The 17,934-nt window shown below is 41.1% G+C and carries 17 protein-coding genes; 14 read left to right on the forward strand and 3 right to left on the reverse strand.

Annotated elements, in window-relative coordinates; all coding sequences use genetic code 11:
• The first annotated feature begins 101 nt into the window (after positions 1 to 101).
• On the forward strand, positions 102 to 2,381 hold the full coding sequence (locus EXT43_RS12220) for an acyl-CoA dehydrogenase (RefSeq protein ID WP_130167080.1): 2,280 nt from the start codon (positions 102 to 104) through the stop codon (positions 2,379 to 2,381).
• 59 nt (positions 2,382 to 2,440) lie between these two features.
• Here the strand turns inward: EXT43_RS12220 and EXT43_RS12225 are convergent, their stop codons facing one another.
• Positions 2,441 to 4,810: an EAL domain-containing protein gene (locus EXT43_RS12225; RefSeq protein ID WP_130167081.1), complete on the reverse strand. Its 2,370-nt coding sequence runs from the start codon at positions 4,808 to 4,810 to the stop codon at positions 2,441 to 2,443.
• A 191-nt stretch (positions 4,811 to 5,001) separates the two neighbouring features.
• Here EXT43_RS12225 and pyrC point away from each other — a divergent pair, with 191 nt between their 5' ends.
• The 10 genes from pyrC to EXT43_RS12275 all read left to right on the forward strand — a co-directional run bounded on the left by pyrC (position 5,002) and on the right by EXT43_RS12275 (position 14,156).
• Positions 5,002 to 6,048 (forward strand): dihydroorotase, encoded by a 1,047-nt coding sequence (pyrC, locus tag EXT43_RS12230; protein WP_055196831.1) that lies wholly within the window; start codon positions 5,002 to 5,004, stop codon positions 6,046 to 6,048.
• A 340-nt stretch (positions 6,049 to 6,388) separates the two neighbouring features.
• Positions 6,389 to 6,598, forward strand: a complete 210-nt coding sequence (locus tag EXT43_RS12235; RefSeq protein ID WP_036967526.1) for a cold-shock protein — start codon at positions 6,389 to 6,391, stop codon at positions 6,596 to 6,598.
• A gap of 435 nt (positions 6,599 to 7,033) precedes the next feature.
• Positions 7,034 to 7,648, forward strand: coding sequence for a response regulator transcription factor (locus EXT43_RS12240; protein ID WP_063705929.1), 615 nt, complete (start codon positions 7,034 to 7,036; stop codon positions 7,646 to 7,648).
• Between the two features lie 474 nt (positions 7,649 to 8,122).
• Positions 8,123 to 8,893 carry a DUF3450 domain-containing protein gene (locus EXT43_RS12245; protein ID WP_062564205.1) on the forward strand — a complete coding sequence of 257 codons (771 nt, stop codon included), beginning with the start codon at positions 8,123 to 8,125 and terminating at the stop codon, positions 8,891 to 8,893.
• 6 nt (positions 8,894 to 8,899) lie between these two features.
• Positions 8,900 to 10,264, forward strand: coding sequence for a MotA/TolQ/ExbB proton channel family protein (locus EXT43_RS12250; RefSeq protein ID WP_054561743.1), 1,365 nt, complete (start codon positions 8,900 to 8,902; stop codon positions 10,262 to 10,264).
• Positions 10,264 to 10,788: a MotA/TolQ/ExbB proton channel family protein gene (locus EXT43_RS12255; RefSeq protein WP_054551558.1), complete on the forward strand. Its 525-nt coding sequence runs from the start codon at positions 10,264 to 10,266 to the stop codon at positions 10,786 to 10,788. Before EXT43_RS12250 ends, EXT43_RS12255 begins: the two co-directional genes overlap by 1 nt.
• Positions 10,789 to 10,802: 14 nt before the next feature.
• Positions 10,803 to 11,207, forward strand: a complete 405-nt coding sequence (locus EXT43_RS12260) for a biopolymer transporter ExbD (protein WP_054551557.1) — start codon at positions 10,803 to 10,805, stop codon at positions 11,205 to 11,207.
• Complete coding sequence (locus EXT43_RS12265) at positions 11,207 to 11,824, forward strand: energy transducer TonB (RefSeq protein WP_054551556.1); 618 nt, start codon at positions 11,207 to 11,209, stop codon at positions 11,822 to 11,824. The genes EXT43_RS12260 and EXT43_RS12265 overlap by 1 nt, the downstream gene beginning before the upstream one ends.
• An 11-nt stretch (positions 11,825 to 11,835) precedes the next feature.
• On the forward strand, positions 11,836 to 13,095 hold the full coding sequence (locus EXT43_RS12270) for a hypothetical protein (RefSeq protein ID WP_054561741.1): 1,260 nt from the start codon (positions 11,836 to 11,838) through the stop codon (positions 13,093 to 13,095).
• A 56-nt stretch (positions 13,096 to 13,151) separates the two neighbouring features.
• On the forward strand, positions 13,152 to 14,156 hold the full coding sequence (locus EXT43_RS12275; RefSeq protein ID WP_130167082.1) for a hypothetical protein: 1,005 nt from the start codon (positions 13,152 to 13,154) through the stop codon (positions 14,154 to 14,156).
• A 14-nt stretch (positions 14,157 to 14,170) separates the two neighbouring features.
• Here EXT43_RS12275 and EXT43_RS12280 read toward each other — a convergent pair whose 3' ends face one another.
• Both EXT43_RS12280 and EXT43_RS12285 read right to left on the reverse strand, forming a co-directional pair.
• On the reverse strand, positions 14,171 to 14,506 hold the full coding sequence (locus EXT43_RS12280) for a TraR/DksA C4-type zinc finger protein (RefSeq protein ID WP_054561739.1): 336 nt from the start codon (positions 14,504 to 14,506) through the stop codon (positions 14,171 to 14,173).
• 51 nt (positions 14,507 to 14,557) lie between these two features.
• Positions 14,558 to 15,535 (reverse strand): tRNA-dihydrouridine synthase, encoded by a 978-nt coding sequence (locus tag EXT43_RS12285; protein WP_062564203.1) that lies wholly within the window; start codon positions 15,533 to 15,535, stop codon positions 14,558 to 14,560.
• Between the two features lie 173 nt (positions 15,536 to 15,708).
• On the opposite strand from EXT43_RS12285, the gene EXT43_RS12290 reads away from it, so the two are divergent.
• From EXT43_RS12290 to EXT43_RS12300, 3 genes are read left to right on the forward strand one after another with little or no spacing between them, the layout of a single operon-like run.
• The gene (locus EXT43_RS12290; RefSeq protein ID WP_130167083.1) at positions 15,709 to 16,248 is read left to right on the forward strand and encodes a hypothetical protein; all 540 of its coding nucleotides are present in this window, start codon (positions 15,709 to 15,711) and stop codon (positions 16,246 to 16,248) included.
• A 54-nt stretch (positions 16,249 to 16,302) separates the two neighbouring features.
• Complete coding sequence (locus EXT43_RS12295; protein ID WP_130167084.1) at positions 16,303 to 17,166, forward strand: DUF692 domain-containing protein; 864 nt, start codon at positions 16,303 to 16,305, stop codon at positions 17,164 to 17,166.
• A complete protein-coding gene (locus tag EXT43_RS12300) occupies positions 17,159 to 17,917 on the forward strand; it encodes a putative DNA-binding domain-containing protein (RefSeq protein ID WP_276319707.1) in 759 nt (252 codons plus the stop codon). Before EXT43_RS12295 ends, EXT43_RS12300 begins: the two co-directional genes overlap by 8 nt.
• The last annotated feature ends 17 nt before the right edge of the window (positions 17,918 to 17,934 follow it).

The raw sequence follows: 17,934 nt of genomic DNA on the forward strand, positions 1-17,934 counted from the left end.
ACTGCCTAGCCGAAAACAACCTAAGTAAGAGCTGCTTACGTTGTATTTATGGCACGATCAGTCATACTTGAACCAGTTAATTAAAATAAAAGGATTGCACAATGACGACCGTAATCATTCTGTTACTGGTTGCTGTGATTGTAATTTTTGCTGTGAAAGACATTCGCATCAATCTTGTCACACGACCTACGTTTAGTATGTTTAAAAAAGTTTTGCCGCCGTTATCGCAAACAGAACGTGAAGCCATGGAAGCAGGTGATGTTTGGTGGGATGGTGAACTATTCAGTGGTAACCCTGATTGGCAAAAACTGCATCGTTTTCCTAAACCTGAACTTAGCGAAAAAGAACGCGCATTTATGGGCGAGCAAGTCGAAACCTTGTTAGCCATGCTTGATGATTATCAAATTGTGCAAAAAGATAAAGACCTACCAAAAGAAGTGTGGGACTACCTAAAAAAAGAAGGTTTTTTTGCGTTAATCATTCCTGAAAAATTTGGTGGTCGCGAGTTTTCGGCGATTGCAAATTCAACCATCGTATCGAAAATTGCCACTAAGAGCTTAACCGCTGCGGTCACCGTAATGGTGCCCAATAGTTTAGGTCCAGGTGAATTACTCCTTCATTATGGTACTACCGAGCAACAAGAGCGTTGGTTGCCAAGCCTGGCTAAGGGTGATGATGTGCCTTGTTTTGCATTAACGGGTCCTGAGGCTGGGTCTGATGCAGGCAGTATTCCTGATACAGGGGTGGTTTGTAAGGGCATGCATAACGGTGAAGAAGTGATTGGTTTAAAACTTAACTGGTCAAAACGTTATATAACCCTTGCGCCAATTGCCACAGTGCTGGGTCTTGCATTTAAAATGTACGATCCTGAGGGCTTATTAGGTGATAAAAAAGAGCTTGGCATTACATGTGCGCTTATTCCAACTGATCATGAAGGTGTACAAACAGGTGAGCGTCATTACCCGTTAAACATGGCATTTATGAATGGCACAACATACGGTAAAGATGTGTTTATTCCACTTGATTGGATCATCGGTGGCGAAAAGGGCGCTGGTCGAGGCTGGCGCATGTTAGTTGAATGTTTAAGTGCCGGTCGAGGTATTTCGTTACCGGCACTTAGTACAGCAACTGGCCATTTGGCTTCAAGAATGACATCAGCCTATGCAACCGTACGCCAACAATTTGGTGTGTCGATTGGCCAATTTGAGGGTGTCCAAGAGGCATTGGCACGTATTGGTGGATTAACTTACACCTTAGAATCAGCAAGGCTAATGACCGCAGGGGCGATTGACTTAAAATTGAGTCCGTCTGTGGTTACCGCTATAGCTAAGTACCATATGACTGAAATGGGTCGTACAGTAATGAATGATGCTATGGACATTCATTCTGGTAAAGGTATTCAAGTCGGGCCAAATAACTATTTAGCCCATGGCTATATGGGGATCCCGGTATCGATTACCGTTGAAGGTGCAAATATTCTTACTCGTAATTTGATGATCTTTGGTCAAGGCGCTACTCGCTGTCATCCGTTTGTTTTAAAAGAAATGGAAGCAGCAGCAATGGAAGACCATGATGTTGCCTTAAAAGAATTTGACTCATTACTGCTGCAACATATTTTATTTGCAGGTAGTAATGCAGGTATGGCATTTGTGCACGGTTTAACGCGCAGTTACTTCGCTAAAGCCCCTGTATGTGGCGCAACCACTGTTTACTACAAACAGTTAAGCCGCATGAGTCGTGGTCTAGCGTTTTGTACTGATGTTGCGATGTTAGTATTAGGTGGTGAGTTAAAACGCAAAGAGATGATTTCGGCACGTTTAGGTGATGTGCTTAGCCACTTGTATCTTGCTTCATGTGTACTGAAACGCTACGAAGATGAAGGGCGTCAGCAAGCTGACCTACCATTTGTGCAATATGCTGTTGAGCATTCGTTATTCTGCATTGGTCAGGCATTCGACGGCTTCTTTAAAAATTTCTCTAATCCAGTAATTAATTTCTTACTAAAACGTATTGTGTTCCCACTAGGTAATCATTACCACCGTCCAAGTGATGAGTTAGCCCAAACAATGTGTGAGCACATGAGCAAACCAGGGGTCTTTAGGGACAGATTAACCCACCTTTGTTATGTCGATGAAAATGCAGGGACTGGTGTAATGGAAAATGCCTTTTTAGCCATGATTGATACTCATGAAGACTTTAAGCAGCTTCGTAAATGGCAAAAAGAAGGCACTATTGCTAAAAACCTTGAACTCGAGGGCGCAATTGCCGCAGCGGCAGAGAAAAACTTGATTAACGAAACCGTTGCAGAGCGCATGAACCAAGCCAATGAGCTACGTAAACAAGCGATAGCCGTTGATAACTTTGCACCTGGCGAGCTGTAACTTTTTGTAAAGTATAAACAAACTAAGCCTTGTATTTGCAAGGCTTTTTTATATTAGCATTATAGGCCGTGAGTGATGACTTTTTCTGCTTCACTGGCTGGCATGGGTTTCGCTTTTAAAAAGCCTTGACCAAACTTACATTGAGTTTGTTTTAGGATTGCCAATTGTTTTTCTGTTTCAATCCCTTCAGCAACGACATCGAGCTTTAACGATTGTGCTAATGATAAAATGGCATCAACCAAGGGGTTATGCGCTTTGTTTAAATGGTCAATGAAACTTTTATCAATTTTCATTATGTGAATCGGTAATTGATGTAAATAACCAAGCGCTGAGTAGCCTGTGCCAAAGTCATCTAAACACAGTTTTACTTCAAGAGGCTCAAGGCCTTTGATGATTTTTGTAGCCAGCTCTAAATTGCCAATAAGACCAGACTCTGTGATTTCTAAGCATAATGAGCCAAGTGGCAATTTATATTGTTTGTATAAGGAATGTATTTGCGCTACAAAATCTAGGCTCGCAAAATGACGCGATGATACATTCACGGTGATTCTGCCAAATGCTTTACCTTCACTTGTCCACTTTGCGATTTGCTTTGCAGCAAGCTCAAGCAAATGTAAATCTAGATTGATAATTTGCCCTGTGTCTTCTGCAACGGGAATAAAGTCATTTGGCGAGACAAAGCCTTTACTTGGGTGGTGCCAGCGTACAAGTGCTTCAAAACCTACAACTCTTGTGTCTTGAATTGTAAAAATTGGCTGGTAGTAAAGCTCAAAATCGTCATGCTCAATACCATGCTGTAAATCATTTTCTATATCAGCATGATTTTTAAGTTTTTTACGCATGGTATTGTTGAAAAACTTAACCTTACCACGACCAGATGACTTTGCCTCGTACATTGCTGCATCGGCATGTTGTAATAGCTTATAAGCTTGATCGCGACTGTTTTCACAAAACGCAACGCCTATACTGGTAGATGCTTGTAATAGGTGGCCGTCAATATTGAGAGGCTCTGATAATACCTGTTGAATGCGTTCTAGAGCATCATTAATTTGTTGTTTATCGGTGATGTTTTCCATAAAGATGGCAAACTCATCGCCCCCTAAACGAGCAAAAGTATCCGTATTGCGAATAGTACCTAAGATCAACTCACAGATTTTGACCAAAAAGTGGTCGCCAACCTCGTGACCTAATGAGTCATTGATACTCTTAAAGCGGTCAAAGTCTAGATAGAGCAGGGCATGCTGGTGACGCTTATCAGCTCTTGCTAGGCGAAGGATCGCATGTTTAATACGCTCTATTAATAACGAGCGATTGGCAAGGCCGGTTAATTCGTCGTGAAGAGCGCGGTGCTCAAGCTCTTGTCTTGATAATTGACGGTCTATCGCCATGCTAATTTGACGGCTCACATACGTAAGTAAGGCACGATCATGTTCGTCATAGTGATAGCTTTTACTGTAACTTTGTACGGCAATGACACCGCTTATACGCTCATTTACTTTAAATGGCACACCTAGCCAAGACTCGGCCTGGCGACCAACCATTTTAAAATGACCCGCATCAATGTGCTGTTGAAATTCTTCTTTCGTGAAAAGTAAAGATTGGTCGATGTTTAATAAATAATAAGATGCAGTATCTTTTAATTGTTCTTTTGATATTTTTTTATGGGCGTTAGAACGCACGCCTTCTTCGATAATGTAAACCAAATCAAGCACATCGAGCTGCTTATCATACAGGCCAATGAAGAAGTTATCTGCTCTAAGTAAAGAGGTAATAATACCATGTAAAGATTCGAAGAAACTATCTAGCTCGCTCGATTGATAAGTTAGATTGGCTATTTGCAGCATCGAGCGCTCTAGCTTTTGTGCATCGTTTAACTGCATAACGGTTTGCTGTAAATCTTCTACGGTGCGAACCTGATTTATCTTGGCACTTAATAGATGCGCCACTGTTGATAAAATCTCTAAATGGGCGTCGTTGTAGTAATCTTTTTGCGGGTGCTCACAGTCAATGACACCCAGTACTTTTTCTTTATAAACTAATGGTACGCAAAGCTCAGAAAGAGCAGGGCGAGAGTCAGCGATATAACGCGGGTCTTCACTGACATCGCCAATCATTAACGGTTTACCAGTGCTTGCGACATACCCCGTAATACCTTGATCAAAGCTAATTTCTGTACGGTCGATATGGTAAGTATCGTGGCTGCTTGCTGTGCCAATAGACGCCATTTCTTTGAGGGTGCGAGTTTTGTCATCGGCTAGATAAATAACACACTCTTTAAAACCTAGGCGGCTTACCACTTCTGATGTGACATACTCTAACAATTCTTCAACTGTGTCTAATTGCATCACAGATGATGAGAACTGATTAATAATATGTAGTTGGTCTGTTTTGACCTCAAGTGCAAAAGCAGCGTCTAAACTCTTAGGCATAGAATAAAAGGTAACCGGAATGTTGTATTAATTTATTACGTTAACCTACTATCAAACTATCCACAAAGTTATTTTCAAAAAAAACTGGAACTGGTGTAAACTAGGCACCTGAATATGAACTTGGGTAAATAAGCGAGGTTATTTGCTCAATGTTTACGCTATCCCCCTAACTTTAGCCGTGGAAACAAGCAATGTCAGATTTAAATTCGATGCAAACTCTAACAATTACACGCCCTGATGATTGGCACATTCATTTACGTGATGGCGAGCAACTCGTTGATACCGTTCGTGATGCTAGCCGTTACATGGGGCGCGCGATCATCATGCCGAACCTTGTTCCACCGGCAACCTGCACAGACACTGCTTTATCTTACTACGAGCGAATTAAAGCTGCGGGCCCACAAGGTAACTTTGAACCATTAATGGTGCTTTACCTAACAGATAAAACTACACCAGAAGAAATCAAAAAAGCTAAAGCTACAGGTAAAATTGTTGCTGCTAAGTTGTACCCAGCTGGTGCGACTACCAACTCAGATTCAGGGGTAACCTCAATCAAAAACATTTACCCGGTACTTGAGGCAATGCAAGAAGTAGGGATGTTACTGTTAGTACATGGTGAAGTAACCGATTCATCAATTGATATTTTTGACCGTGAGAAGGTATTCCTAGAAACAATTCTAGCGGACGTGGTAAATGACTTCCCGAGTCTTAAAATTGTGCTTGAGCACATCACCACGAAAGATGCAGTAGAGTTTGTTAATAATGCACCAGAAAATGTTGCTGCAACGATTACTGCTCATCACCTGCTTTATAACCGTAATCATATGCTAGCAGGTGGAATTCGCCCGCATTATTACTGCTTACCTATTCTAAAGCGTAACATTCACCAGCAAGCGTTAATTGGTGCTGCAACAAGTGGTAGCAAAAAGTTCTTCTTAGGTACTGATTCTGCACCACATTACAAAGACAAAAAAGAAGCGGCCTGTGGTTGTGCAGGGGCTTATACTGCTCACGCAGCTATTGAGCTTTATGCTGAAGCGTTTGAAGAAGCAGGTGCTTTAGACAAGCTAGAAGGTTTCGCGAGCCACTTTGGCCCAGACTTCTACGGTATGCCTCGAAACCAAGATACCATTACATTGGTAAAAGAGAGCTGGACAGTACCAGCAAGCTATAAACTAGGTGATTCAGAAGTAGTGCCAATCAAAGCAGAGGCGCAAATGGATTGGCAAGTTAAGTAAGTTTTAGCAAGCTATAAATTGAGATTTAAAAGCCCATCTATTTGATGGGCTTTTTTCATTGATAATTAATTGTTTATAAATAGTACTGTCATATATTTTTGTTTAGGCAGTTGACCTTAAAATTATTTTCGATTAATAGAGCTAAAAGCAATTTAATGTGTTAGTCTTAAATTGCTTTGAGTTTTTGCGTATTGAATTTACGGATAATGTGCGGCTGTACGGTTACCGGTTTGGTTATTGGTTCTTCCTGTACTTTACCCCAAGTTTTTTGGGCATTCACTCAGGGAGGATAGAGCCATTATGGCTGAATTTTAATAATTGACTTACAGGAAAATTTGGTATGTCAAACACGGTTACTGGTAAAGTTAAGTTCTTCAACGAAGCTAAAGGCTTCGGTTTTATTGAACAAGAAAATGGCCCTGATGTATTCGTACACTTCAGCGCTATCACAGGTACAGGCTTCCGCACTCTAAGCGAAGGTCAGCAAGTATCTTTCGGCATCAAACAAGGTCAAAAAGGCCCTGAAGCTGAGAACGTAGAAGTAGCATAATTAATTATGCGAACCTAAGCATTTTGGTGAAACAGTTTCTGTTTCACCAAAAATTCATTTTTATCTCCTGCTAAACCCCAAGTTTTAACTCTCTATAAATAGTCATAAACTGTACCGAATTTATATTCCTCCAAAGGCATTGTTTAAGACTAAATTAATCAGCCAATAAGCTAGAACTTCGCATTCTATGCCCTAAAAGCTACTCTCCATAACTAAAGTATTATATGCTGTACCGATAGGATTTATTTAACATGACATCACCCGTTATGTTTAGTTTGTAGTTTTGATCGAACTCGAAAGTGAGCAGCTAAAAAAGTTTATAGTTATTTTTCACCAATCTAGAAATAACCCGCTAAACTTAAATTATCCACATGTGGAATAAATGCTGAGTAACTTATACTTGTTTGATGAAATATAATGAAGGTTTGCTAATCGATGAGCATAGGAAACAATATACTTTTGGTAGACGACCACCCTATGGTGGCAACAGCAATTAAAATGGTACTCGCTAAGTCTACATTAGTTAACGAAGTACAAGCTGTTGGAAGTCAAAAGGAAGCATTGCAGTTTTTAAAAAGTAATAATGTAGCGCTGGCAATTTTAGACATTGAGTTAGAAGACTCAGATGGCTTTAGTTTATATAAGCGCGCAGTCAGTAGTGGGTTTACTGGCAAAGTATTGTTTTTATCTGCTAAGCAAGACAAACATATTATTCGCACTGCAGCAAAGCTAGGTGCTCAAGGATTTGTTAACAAGGCCGAAAGCCTTGAAGATATCTCCTCCGCAGTTGAAATGATTTTGCGTGGCTATACTTTCTTTCCACAAGAGCACCTAATAGCGTCTGAAAAAGACATAGACGAGTTACTCACTGAACGTGAACTCGCAGTGATGAATTATCTACTACAAGGCTTATCAAACAAAGATATTGGTGAAAAACTTTTCATCAGTAATAAAACGGTAAGTACATACAAAGCGAAAATATTTGAAAAACTTGAAGTTGATTCAATTATCTCACTCGCTAAGCTAGTTAAAGACCGCGCCGTATTTTAACTCTCTCACCCGTAGCGGTGAGAGATTTCAACTCTCTCATTCTTGTGTTTAGTGTCTGATTTGGCTGCTTATTGAGCGGTTAGATGTAGTGAGTGCATAAAAATTCTTCAAAACAGATTTTTTAGATGAACAAAGTGAATTTTTTTTTCATTTTTCTTCAGCACTTTCAGATTTCATAAAATGTTACATTTATGTTTAAGGTTGAACCTAATATGAATGCAATGTTCGCCAGTAAAGGGCTATAGAAGTACCACATGAACACCTCTGTTATATTTTTGTTAATTCATTGTTTTGGTTATTTTCATCTCAACGACGAGTCACCAAATTTTTCCGATGAAAGCCGAACATCAAGTTGACAGACTCTGAAGCATTTAGCATTATTGGAGAGTTGATATCTATTAAAAGATATCAGGGTTGTCCTCTTCGGAGGATAATTAAATTATAAAAGTAACATTACTTAATTGGTTGGGAACTATGTCTGTTAAAATCAGAAAGAGTCTTGTAGCATCAGCGTTGGTTGGCGCTTTTGCATTTGCAAGCAGCAATGTGATTGCAGATCCTTTGAAAGATGTGCAAGATGCAGGTCAACAAATTCAAAAGGCTGCTGTTAAGTCTCAAACTAAAATTGACAATGTATATGGTCAAACTCAAGAGCTAATCGCTGAGTACCGTAGCATTGTTGACGAAACTGAGCTAATGAAGGTTTATAACGATCACGTAGCACGTTTGGTCGCTGACCAAAACGCTTCAATCGAATCGTTTGACCGTCAAATCGCAACTATCGATAACACGAAACAAAACGTTGTGCCTTTGATGTATCGCATGATCGATACGCTTGAGCAATTCATCAAAGCGGACGTTCCGTTCAATCTTGAAAACCGTCTTGCACGTGTTGAAAGACTTCGTGACATCATGGCGTCAGCATCAGTTACTACATCTGAAAAATTCCGCCAAGTTCTTGAAGCTTACACTGTTGAAACTGCATACAGCTCAGCTGTAACTGCTTCTCAAGGTACTCTTGAGATCGATGGTAAGAGCATCAACGTTGACTTCGGTCGTTTAGGTCGTATCACTTACGTAGCTCAGTCTTTTGACCTTAAGCACGCGTGGGTGTGGGATAACAACACTAAACAGTGGAAAGAATTAGGTGAAGAATACCTAAAACCTGTTAAAGAAGTTATCCGTATGGCGCGTAAACAAGCGACATTAGAACTTGTTAAACTACCAATCTTTGGCGCGGAGTAATCAATAATGAAGAAACTATTTAAAGGTTTTGCTGTTGCAGCAGTACTATCTGTTTCTGCAGGTACCGCGCTTAATGCACACGCAAACACTGATGCTTTAGACAAAATTCTTGAGCAAGTTAAGCAAGAACGTATCTCTGAAGGCAAATTAAATAAGCAACGTGAACAAGAGTTCCTTTCAGCTCGTGCTGACAAGCAAGCGTTACTTAACAAAGCTAAAAGCGACCTAGCTGCTGAAAAAGCACGTGGTGACCGTTTAGCTAAAGAATATGCTCAAAACGAAAATACTTTAGCTGAAAAAGAGCAAGCTCTTTTAAACGCTCAAGGTACATTAGGTGAGATGTTCGGTGTTGTACGTCGTGCAGCTGCTGATGCAATCGGTTCAATCGAAGCATCACTTGTTTCTGCTGAAAAACCAGGACGTGCTGAAGTACTTCGCTCACTAGCTGCTGCGAAAGAACTTCCAACTGTTCGTGAACTAGAAGAGCTTTGGATTTCTCTTCAAACTGAAATGACTGAGTCAGCTAAAGTTTCAACTTTCGAAACTGAAGTTGCAGGTCTTGACGGTTCATCTTCTGTGAAGAAAGTAACTCGTATCGGTAACTTCAACTTAGTAACTGACGACGGTTATTTAATCTACTCTCCAGAAACTAAAGCGATTCAACCTCTAGGTAAGCAACCTGATAGCTACATCCTAGCTGGTATCAGCGATTTAGAAGGTACTTCTGCAGATAACTATGCTGGCGTATACATCGACCCTACTCGTGGCGCGATCTTACGTATCAACACGCAGAAGAAATCACTAATGGAATACTACGAGCAAGGTGCTGAAGTAGGTTACATCATCACATTACTATTAATTGTTGGTCTACTTATCTTCATCGTTCGTTTCATTGATCTTGCGCTTACTAGCACTAAGATTAAGAGCCAGCTTAAAAACCTTTCTACTCCGAATACAAACAACCCACTGGGTCGTATTCTTAAGGTTTACGCTGACAACAAGAATCAAGACGTTGAAAACCTTGAGCTTAAACTTGACGAAGCAATCCTACGTGAAACGCCTCGCATCGAAGCTGGTATCAACATCATCAAGATCTTGGCAGCAATCGCTCCATTACTAGGTCTACTAGGTACGGTAATCGGTATGATCCTTACGTTCCAAACAATCACATTGTTCGGTACAGGTGATCCGAAGATCATGGCTGGTAATATCTCTCTAGCACTTGTTACTACAGCGTTAGGTCTAATTGCAGCTCTACCACTTATCCTACTTCACTCAATTGTTGCGGGTCGTAGTAAGTCGGTTCTACATGTCCTTGATGAGCAAAGCGCTGGTATCATCGCTGCTCACGCGGAGAAGGAGAAAGCCTAATGCTAGTCCTGATGGAGATCTGGGAATCTATCAGGGATTTTGTTGGCACAGGCGGCCAGGTATTATACGTGGTCGCGATAGCACTCTTTCTTATGTGGGTTTTAATGATTGAGCGCTATTGGTTCCTACTAGCTGAGTTTCCTCGTATGACGAAGAACATTGTAGCTCAGTGGGATGCCCGCCAAGACACTACGTCTTGGTACGCACACAGAATCCGTGAAGCATGGATTTCTGAAGCGTCTGAAAAATTAGATCAGCGTATGTTGTTGATTAAGACATTAGTAGCTGTTTGTCCTTTAATCGGCTTATTAGGTACTGTAACGGGTATGATCGCGGTTTTCGAAACCATGGCTACTCAAGGTACTGGTAACGCACGTTTAATGGCATCAGGTATTTCAATGGCAACAATCCCAACAATGGCTGGAATGGTTGCGGCACTATCTGGAGTATTCTTTAGCTCACGTCTAGAAGCGAGAGCGAGAATGGCGAAAGCTAAACTTGTAGATAGCATGCCTCATCACTAGAGAGAGAATTAAATATGGCACGTAAACAACGTTTTCGTGAAGAAGAAGAAGCAGCGGTTGACATGACGCCAATGCTTGACATCGTATTTATCATGCTTATTTTCTTTATCGTAACTACATCGTTCGTTAAAGAGGCTGGTATCGAAGTCAATAAACCTAAAGCAGCTGCAGCTACGAAGCAAAAAAATGCAAACATTTTTGTTGCTATCCGCGCTGACGGTGCGATCTGGATTGATAAACAACAAGTAGACGTTGAGCGTGTATCAGCTAAACTTGAAAGTTTATTAGCAGAACAACCTACTGAAGTTGTAATTTTGCAAGCTGATAAAGAAGCAAAACACGGCGTAGTAGTTAAAGTTATGGACCAGATCAAAGCGACGGGTGATAACCTTAAAATTTCAATAGCTGGAGATCAGTAATGATTCGTTTTCTGTTTTCACTGATTGCAGGTGGGGCAGTTACTTTCGGCTTGTTCTACTTCATGGCGTACCTCATCTCCGGTGGAGCTGACCGTGCGACTGAACAAAAAGAACAGATCGTAGTCGAAATTATGACGAATCCGCCTGAATCTAAGGTGCAGGAGAGGAAGCGTGTTCCGCCTCCGCCTCCGCCACCGCCAAAGCAGCCGCCTAAGCCGCAGCCGCCTCAGCCGGAAAACAGCAACCCGAACACTGGTGGTTTGTCATTTAATATGCCAAGCATCGATGTGGGTAGCACAGCTGGTGGCCTAAGTGGTCCAGGTGCATTTGGACGTGATGGTGACGCGACACCTATCGTTCGTATTGAACCAAAATACCCTACGCAAGCAGCGCGTGATGGTAAAGAAGGTTGGGTACAACTTTCATTCACTATCAATGAAGTAGGTGGTGTAGAAGATGTTGAAGTGATCGACGCAGATCCTAAACGTATCTTCGACCGCGAAGCTAAACGTGCGCTACGTAAGTGGAAGTACCGTCCGAAAATCATCGATGGTAAACCACAGAAGCAATTTGGTCTTCAAGTACAATTAGACTTTAAACTTAACCAAGGCAACTAAGGAGGCGAGTAATGAGAAATTTATCTAAAGTAACTGCACTTGCGCTTCTTATGTCTCTATCAGGTGTAGCTTTCACTGCACCTGCTTTAGCGGCGCCAGATTACGCGAAGATTGAAGCGCGTAAAAAAGCAAAAACTAAAGTTATGGGCGAGCGCGTTGGTAAGAAAGTTATTAAAGCGTTTGACTTGTACAACGAAGATAAGCTTGATGAAGCGATTGCACTACTTAAAGAAATTGATCCTTCAGATGATTTCGATAAGGCAACAGTTGATCGTTACTTAGGTCAAATGTACGCTCAAAAAGAGCAGTACCAATTGGCTATTAAGCACATCTCAGCGGCAGTTAAGCCTGACGTTTTAAACTTTGCTGACCAAGAGCAAGGCCTAAAACTTCTAGGTGATATGTACGCGGGTACTGAGCAATATGCAAAAGCAAAAGAAGCTTATGCAGCTTGGATGGACTTCACAGGTGAGGAAGACGACAAAGTTTATACACGTATTGCGCAAGCAAACTACGAGTTAAAACTTTATAAAGACGTACTTCCTGCTGCAGACAAAGCAATCGAATTGGCAAAAGAACCTGCTAAAGCTTCTTACCAATTAAAGCTAGCTGCCTATTTTGAACTTAAACAGTACAAAAACATGGTAGAAGTAGCTGAAGAGATTGTTCGTGTTTGGCCTGAAGACAAAAAAGCCTGGGTTGGTTTAGGTAAATACTACCTACAAACCGAAGACTTCAAGAAAGGTCTAGCGACCATGGAAGTTGCCTACAAAAATGGCTATTTTGAAAACGAAGTTGAATACAAAGTACTTTCTAACTTCTATTCGTTAAATGATATTCCTTACAAAGCAGCAGTCGTGCTTGAAAAGGCAATCAACGAAGAAAAAGTTAAGCGTAACAAGCAAAATATCAGTGCAGTGGCATCTAACTACCACCGTTCTAAAGATATTGAAAAAGCAGCTAAATACTATGAAGAAGCGGCTAAATTTGATGACGATGCAGAGCTTTATCGCAAAGCGGGTTCATTACTTTTACAATCGCAAAACTATAGTGCAGCCGTTGTTCGTTTGAACAAGGCATTAGAGTTAGGTTCTGACAAAAAAGGAACTATCTACTCTGATTTAGCTGAAGCTTACTACTACCAAGAGAAGTACAAGCAAGCTTACAACGCTATCACTAAAGCAATGGATGATCCGCGCACGCGTCGTTTCGCGAAGAGCTGGTCAACCTTCATCAAAGATAAAGCCGCTCGTAACGGTGTAAAAATCTAATTGATGTTGTTTTAAATTAAAAAGCCCCTCTGGGGCTTTTTTTATGGAATTTTAAAATGCTAAGACAGATCGTATTATTAGTTGTCGCAAGTGTGATGCTGATAGCTTGCTCTGAGCAAACATCAGGTTTCAAAACATTTAGTGAGGGGCAGCAAGCGCTGCAAACTATTAATAATTTATTATCGACTCAAGAACAGCAAAGTGAAGCTGCTAGCTGGCCTTTCTCAGAAAGTTATTTGCAAGCGCGTCATCAAACTTATCAAGGACTAAAAGCGACTAAGTTAGATGTGTCACAACAGGCGCAATTAAATTATTTAATTATTGCTGAGCGTTATCCTGAGCGTTACTTTGTATGGCCTTTACAACGTGATGTTATTAGCCAAGCTCGTTCATTAGATGATTACTCAGTAAATGCATTAGCTGACTGGATAGAGTTAGTTGAAACGCAGTTAATTGCAGCTGAGCAAAGCAACCTGAAATTAAATAAAATCGAATTAACGCTTTTACATAATATGGTCAAATCGCACCTTGATAATAGCGATGACAGTGTACAAGCAGCACTAAACAAACTTAATCAATATTTAACTCAATATAAACCGCGTACAAAACTTGGTTTAGTCGGTTTGGCAAATGGTAAAGATTGGTATCAAAGTAAACTTAATTACTTTAGTGGTGAGACTAAGCCGCCTTTAAATTGGTTAAGTGAAATCCAGGCTTCGTTAAAGCAATCGCAGAGTGCTGATTTTGTATTACCTGTATCAGACTCTCACGCTAAACCATTAGTAATGAATTATTTTGTTGAGAATCATCAGCACACAGGCCTTGATTGGCAGCTTGATTATCTCGACCCGCTCAAAAGTAAGCGTAAACTCACACAAGGCGAGCAATACTTCTGGCAAGTTATGATGGAAACTGACTTAGGTGTTCATTATCACACGTGGAGTGAACAACAAGCACGTGTTAACTTGATGAAGCGTTTAGGTGTAGATCAGCAGCAAGCTGATTGGTTAATTGAGGATATCGTGCTTTATCCTGCGATGAGCTTTATTTTTATAAAATAGTACAGCGTTGCGCTCTATGGAGCGCAACGTCGACAGCGCTGACTTGCAGGATCTGCGAGTAAACGTTCGTCATCAATTTTTTCTTCACAATCACAGCAATAGCCATACTGCCCAATATCGATTTGGCATAGTGCTGCTTCTAACTTTTCTATTCGAGCAATCAATATTTGATACTCAGAACCGAGATTATTTGCTGTCAGCTCTAACCAGTCTGAAGGGGGATTATCCTTGAGTTGCGATAGCAGTTGCTGATGATAGGCTTGATCAGAATTAGCCAGCATATCGAGTAAACGTTGTCTAACCTGCGCAAGTTCCGCAGATAACTTTGTTTGAATTTCAGTATTGTTCATCGCTTTTCTTCCAAGTGGGCAATACTAGTATTATCAAACAAAATCGATTGGCTAATTATGATTTGTATCAATACTCGGCGCTTTCGCGTACTTTCTTAGTACATCTGCAACTTCATCTTTGGCTTTTAGGCGGCGGATCTCATCAAAAAGTGCGTTAGCTTGTGGGTATTGGCGTTTTAAATAGCCGAGCCATTGCTTAGTACGAGAAGCAAAATACTTTTCACATTTGCTCTCGTCTTGATGCATAGATGAATGAATAATGTGGTATATCACATGCTCCCATAACATCGGAGTGTAATGCTCGTTTTCTGCATGAGATTTTATTTGTTTTGCTAAATCAGGCATCGCTAATGCACCACGACCAAGCATTAGGTCTTGGCAATGACTGCGCTTTTGACAAAGCATGGCATCTTCAACTTGCCAAATTTCGCCGTTAGCAACGACAGAAATATTTTTATCTTTGATCAACGGAGGGATTTTTTCCCAGTATGCCGGTGGGTTATAACCATCTCTTTTAGTTCTGGCATGAATAGCAAGACTTGAAGCACCCGCGCTAACAACAGCATCAACAATTTCTTGGCTATTACTATCATCATCAAAACCAAGCCTAATTTTGGCACTAACTTCATGGCAAGGATCAACAGCATCACGTACGGCTTTAATAATTTCGTACATGTGCTCAGGGTCTTTTAACAGTACCGCACCACCTTTACTTTTGTTCACTGTTTTAGCAGGGCAACCAAAATTTAAGTCAATGCCATGCGAGCCTAGGCGTATTGCTTTAACAGCATTTGCTGCCAAAGCATCGGCAACTTGACCTAGCAACTGAATACGCACTGGCGTACCTGCACGAGTATAGCCACCTGTTTTTAGCTCAGGACAATAGCGATGAAATACGCGTTCGGGCAGTGTGTCTTCAACGACACGAACAAACTCTGTTACGCATAAATCAAATCCACCTAAATCAGTTAGGAGTTGTCGCATTTTAAAATCCACAACGCCTTCCATCGGTGCTAAAACTAGTCGCATGATACCTGTTAACTCATCAAAAATTAGGACGCGTATTCTAGCTGTTCTGGATTGTTTTATAAATCGTAATTTGCATTCTTGGCACTTTCAGAAAATAATTATAAAAATTATGAAAGTAATTTTTAGTTCTCGGGTCTTGTTTAATAACCCTTTATAAAAAAGAGAGTCATCGAATGAACACAGTTAAGAAAAATTCAATTGCATTAACACTAGGTGCGGTTGTAGTAGGTGCGTCAAGTTTTGCAGCCACTGATGCCAGTGCAAACCCATTTGAATTTCAGCAAATGCAAGCAGGTTATCAATTAGATGCCGCAGAAGGTAAATGTGGTGAAGGTAAATGTGGCGGCCATAAAAAAGCCGAAAAAGAAGGCAAATGTGGCGAAGGTAAATGCGGCGCAGACAAAAAAGCAGCTAAAGAAGGCAAGTGCGGCGAAGGCAAATGTGGCGCAGACAAAAAAGCAGCTAAAGAAGGCAAATGCGGCGAAGGTAAATGTGGCGCAGACAAAAAAGCAGCTAAAGAAGGTAAGTGCGGCGAAGGTAAATGTGGCGCAGACAAAAAAGCAGCTAAAGAAGGCAAGTGCGGCGAAGGTAAATGTGGCGCAGACAAAAAAGCGGCTAAAGAAGGTAAGTGCGGCGAAGGTAAATGCGGCGCAGACAAAAAGAAAGCTAAAGAAGGTAAGTGTGGCGAAGGTAAATGTGGTTCTAACCACTAAGCGCTCATTTAGCTTTTAAAAGGGCCGTAAAGGCCCTTTTTAGTAGGAGGTAGTATGTTAAAAGAATCAGTAGCTGATTTTGGGCAGGTTGGTTTAGGTTTGCGCCGAGAAATGCTTGATGAAATGCTCATTGATGTTCCAAAACCCATTGAGTTTTTAGAAGTTGCACCAGAAAATTGGCTCAAGCTAGGCGGGCGTTTTGGAAAACAATTTAAACAGCTTACCGAACAACATGCCTTTGTATGTCATGGTTTATCGTTATCGATTGGCTCACCAGCAGCGCTTGATGTTGACTTTGTGCAATCGCTAAAAGCTTTCTTTAAAGAGCATAATATTCGTTTATTCAGCGAACACTTAAGCTACTGCTCGGGCGAAGGGCATATGTACGATTTAATGCCTATTCCGTTTACTGAAGATGCAATTAAACATGTGGCCTCTCGTATTAGGCAAGTACAAGATATTCTAGAGCAGCCAATTGCCATCGAAAATGTCTCTTACTATGGCGCGCCCGGCCAGCAAATGACAGAACTTGAATTTACCAATGCTGTTTTAGAAGAAGCGGATTGTAAACTACTGCTCGACGTGAATAACATTTACGTTAATTCGATTAATCATGGTTACGACGCTGAGCAGTTCCTAGCGGCGTTACCAACAAAACGTATTGCCTATGGGCATGTTGCGGGCCACTACACTGAGGCAGAGGATTTACTGGTTGATACCCATGGTGCGCCAGTTATCGATCCTGTTTGGCAATTACTTGAAAAAGCTTATGAAGTTCATGGGGTATTTCCCACTTTGTTAGAACGAGATTTTAATATCCCTCCTATGAGTGAGTTATTAGCTGAACTGAAAACTATTGAAGCACTGCAGCAAACAGCCAGCAAACAAAACCAAGCAAGGGTTAAACACAGTGCCTAATCATTTTACCCAAGTGCAGCAAGCGTTTATGGCACATATCCGCGACCCTCAGCAACATGCTAAGCCTAGCGATGTTGAAGAGCGCCGGATGGCGATTTACCGAGACTTATTTTTTAACAATGTGGATGGCTTTGTTAGCTCTGCGTATCCAGTACTAAAAAGTTTATATTCAGAGCAAGCTTGGTACAGACTCGTTAGGCAGTTTTTTAGCCTGCATGATTGTAAATCACCTTATTTTTTAGATATTGCAGGGGAGTTTTTGACCTTCCTTGCTAATGACTATGAAGTGCAAAGTGATGATCCCGCGTTTATGTTAGAGCTAGCGCACTATGAATGGGTTGAGCTTGATGTATCGGTTGCTCAAGAGGTGGCAGAAGAGGTCAGTTTATCGGCTCATCAAGTGACAAGCTCTGCATTATTCTTAAGTTCACTTGCGCGTAACTTGAGTTACAGTTTTCCTGTTCATACCATCAGTGCAGATAATCAACCAAGTGAACCGGCAGCACAACCGAGTTACTTTGTGGTTTATCGTGATAGCGATGACGAAGTACAATTTTTATCGACAAATGCGATGACCGCATTACTTCTTAATATCATAGAATCTCAGCCGGGTGCAGATTTAAATGATGTATGCCAAGCAGTTGCAGAGCATGCGCCTCAATTTAGCCAAGAGCAGCTGTATCAGGGAGCGCTCAATACCTTAAGTGCCATGGCAGAGCGCGGCATTGTGGTGACTAATACATTGGTTTAAAAATCGGCTAAAGCTCT

The organism is Pseudoalteromonas sp. CO109Y (assembly GCF_004208935.1).
Taxonomy (GTDB): Bacteria; Pseudomonadota; Gammaproteobacteria; order Enterobacterales; family Alteromonadaceae; genus Pseudoalteromonas; species Pseudoalteromonas shioyasakiensis.